Source organism: Desulfosarcina sp. (genome assembly GCF_041551955.1).
In the GTDB taxonomy this organism is placed as follows: domain Bacteria; phylum Desulfobacterota; class Desulfobacteria; order Desulfobacterales; family Desulfosarcinaceae; genus Desulfosarcina.
This window is the reverse complement of record NZ_JBFELV010000562.1, coordinates 1-2,762: the sequence shown is the minus strand read 5'-3', so window position 1 is coordinate 2,762 and position 2,762 is coordinate 1. Positions and strand designations below refer to the sequence as shown.

2 protein-coding genes and 1 pseudogene are annotated in these 2,762 nt (G+C 59.3%); 2 read left to right on the top strand and 1 reads right to left on the bottom strand.

Going from position 1 to position 2,762, the window contains the following annotated elements; all coding sequences use genetic code 11:
• Window positions 1-113: 113 nt before the first annotated feature.
• Together acsC and ABYV26_RS24150 are read left to right on the top strand one after the other, a co-directional pair.
• Window positions 114-1,451, top strand: a complete 1,338-nt coding sequence (gene acsC, locus ABYV26_RS24155) for an acetyl-CoA decarbonylase/synthase complex subunit gamma (protein ID WP_372683905.1) — start codon at window positions 114-116, stop codon at window positions 1,449-1,451.
• A gap of 151 nt (window positions 1,452-1,602) precedes the next feature.
• A complete protein-coding gene (locus ABYV26_RS24150) occupies window positions 1,603-2,499 on the top strand; it encodes a dihydropteroate synthase (RefSeq protein WP_372683904.1) in 897 nt (298 codons plus the stop codon).
• A gap of 71 nt (window positions 2,500-2,570) precedes the next feature.
• On the opposite strand, the pseudogene ABYV26_RS24145 reads toward ABYV26_RS24150, so the two are convergent.
• A pseudogene (locus ABYV26_RS24145) lies at window positions 2,571-2,762 on the bottom strand (2Fe-2S ferredoxin); the annotation flags it as partial.

Sequence of the window (2,762 nt, the reverse complement as noted above, 5' to 3'; positions counted from 1 at the left end):
GGATAAGTGGGAAACGACGGGGCGGGTATCAACACCCGCCCCGTCACACCAGACGAACCGATTCCCCGATTATTCGAATCGGGAGAATTGCCCATACAGATAAGGAGAATAGTATGGCATTAACCGGTATTCAGATATTCAAACTCCTGCCCAAGACCAACTGCAAGGAATGCGGGGTACCCACCTGTCTTGCCTTTGCCATGAACCTGGCATCCGGCAAGGCCGAATTGGACGCCTGCCCCTACGTCTCCGATGAAGCACGCGAAAAACTCTCCGAGGCTTCAGCACCGCCCATCCGCCCCGTTGTGGTCGGCAAAGGCGTTCGCAAGGCCACCACCGGCGGTGAGACGGTGCAGTACCGCCATGAAAAAACCTTCTACAACCCCACCCTGCTTGCGGCCCAGGTTGGATCCGACATTGCCGCAGCCGACCTGGAAGCTAAGCTCAAAGGCTGGAACGCCCTGCAGTTCGAGCGCGTGGGGCTGAACCTGCGGCCGGAGCTGGTGGCCGTCAAAGACGTCAACGGCAAGGCCGACGCTTTTGCCGCCGTGGCCAAACAGGTCGCCGAAACATCGGAATTCAACGTCATCCTGATGACCGAAGACGCCGAGGTGATGAAAGCCGGCGTAGCCGCCTGCGCCTTCAAACGCCCCTTAATCTACGGGGCTACCGCGGCCAATGCCGATGCCTTCGGCGCCATCGCCAAGGAGAACGACCTCCCCTTAGGGCTCAAGGCCGATTCCATCGATGGACTGACCGCCCTGTCGGAGAAACTCACCGGCATGGGCCTCAAGGATCTGGTGCTGGACCCCGGTTCACGCGAGCCCAAACAGTCCAACGAGGACATGATCGCCATCCGTCGCGCCGCGCTGAAAAACGGCAACCGGGCCGTGGGCTTTCCCACCATCGCCTTTCCTTGTGAAATGGCTTCCAATCTGGACACGGAGACCATGCTGGGCGCCATGTACGTGGCCAAATACGGCGGCATCGTGGTGATGTCCGATTTTGCCGGCGAGTCCCTCTTCCCGCTGCTGCTGGAACGCCTCAACATCTATACCGACCCGCAGCGGCCCATGACCGTCACCGAGGGCATCTATCCCGTCAACAACCCCGACGAGAATTCTCGCGTGCTGGTGACCACCAACTTTGCCCTGACCTACTTCATCGTCTCCGGTGAAATCGAGGCCAGCAAGGTGCCCACCTGGCTGCTGATCAAAGACTCCGAAGGGCTGTCCGTACTCACTGCCTGGGCGGCCGGCAAGTTCGCCGGCGACGACGTGGGCATGTTCGTTAAAAAGAGCGGCATCACCGACAAGATCAAGCATCAGGAACTGGTTATTCCCGGCTATGCCGCCGCCATCGTGGGCGACGTGGAAGAGGAATTGCCCGGCTGGACCATTACCGTGGGTCCCCGGGAGGCCGCCCATATCCCCGGCTTCCTCAGAGCGTAACCGCGGTGTGATCTAACGGTCAGGGTGGGCATTCGGTTCTCCCTGGCCGTCGTTTCCTGGCCGGCACGCCGGCCATCATGTTGGCAATAGCGTCATCCGTGGCCGAAGCACTGGCCGGAGCATGATGCCGAGAAAAAGAAAGGAAAGTCGTATGCTACTCATCGGCGAAAGTTTGAATGTCATATCGACAAAGATCGGCCGCGCCTTCAAGGAGCGGGACCCCAAACCGATCCAGGAAGAAGCCCTTTTCCAAAAGGAAAAGCGAATGGATTACATCGACATCAACCTGGGGCCGGCCAAGAAAGACGGGCACGAGCTGATGCCGTGGGTCGTCCAGGTAGTTCAGGACGTGGTACCGGATCTGCCCCTGGCCCTGGACACCTCCAACATCGACGCCATCGAAGCGGCCCTGAAGGTCATCAAGCAGGTCCCTTCCGGCACACCGCACATCGTCAATTCCATTATGTGCCGGCCGGAGCGCTATGAGCGTATGGTGCCCATGACAGCCGAGTACAACGCCGATTTCGTCGCCCTGATGTGGGGGCCGGACGGCCTTCCCCGCGATGAGAACGAGCGCGCCGCCCTGTGCGTGGAACTGCTCTACTTCGCCAACGAAGCGGGTATTCCCAACGAAAAAATCTGGGTGGACGGCATCGTGACCCCGGTGAACATCCAACAGCCCCAGGCCATCAGCCTGATGGAGTTCCAGAAGATGATCCCGGATATCGCACCGGGCGCGAGGAGCACCTGCGGCCTCTCCAATATCTCCAACGGACCGCCCGATCACCTGCGCCCCATCCTGAACCAGACCTACACGGTGATGCTGATGAAATGCGGCATGGAATCGATCATCACCGATCCGCGTGACGAGCAGCAAACCGCTATCTGCAAGGGCGAGCGTCAGGATATCGTGGACCTGATCTACGGCATGTTGGACGGTGTCGAACCCGACCGGTCCAGCCTGTCCAAGGAGATGCTGGACTACGCCAAGACCGTGGACGTTATCCTCGGCAAAACCCTATACTCCGATTCCTGGTTGGAAATTTAACCATTTACCAACAGCCCATAAAAAAACCCCTTCCAAATTGGAAGGGGTTTTTTTATGGGCTGTTGGTAATTTCAATGGCCGGGCATACGCGTCTTCACCGTATGGTCGGTCAGCGCCCGCGTGCGGTCCGAAAAGAGCTTGGCGCAGGTCGGGCAGTACTTGTGGCTCTCCTTGACATGGGGATGGGGGGCGGTACGGCGCTCGATGTAATCGATAAACCGCGTGGTGGCAAACCAGCGGCCGCAGCCCTCACAGCGCTCCAG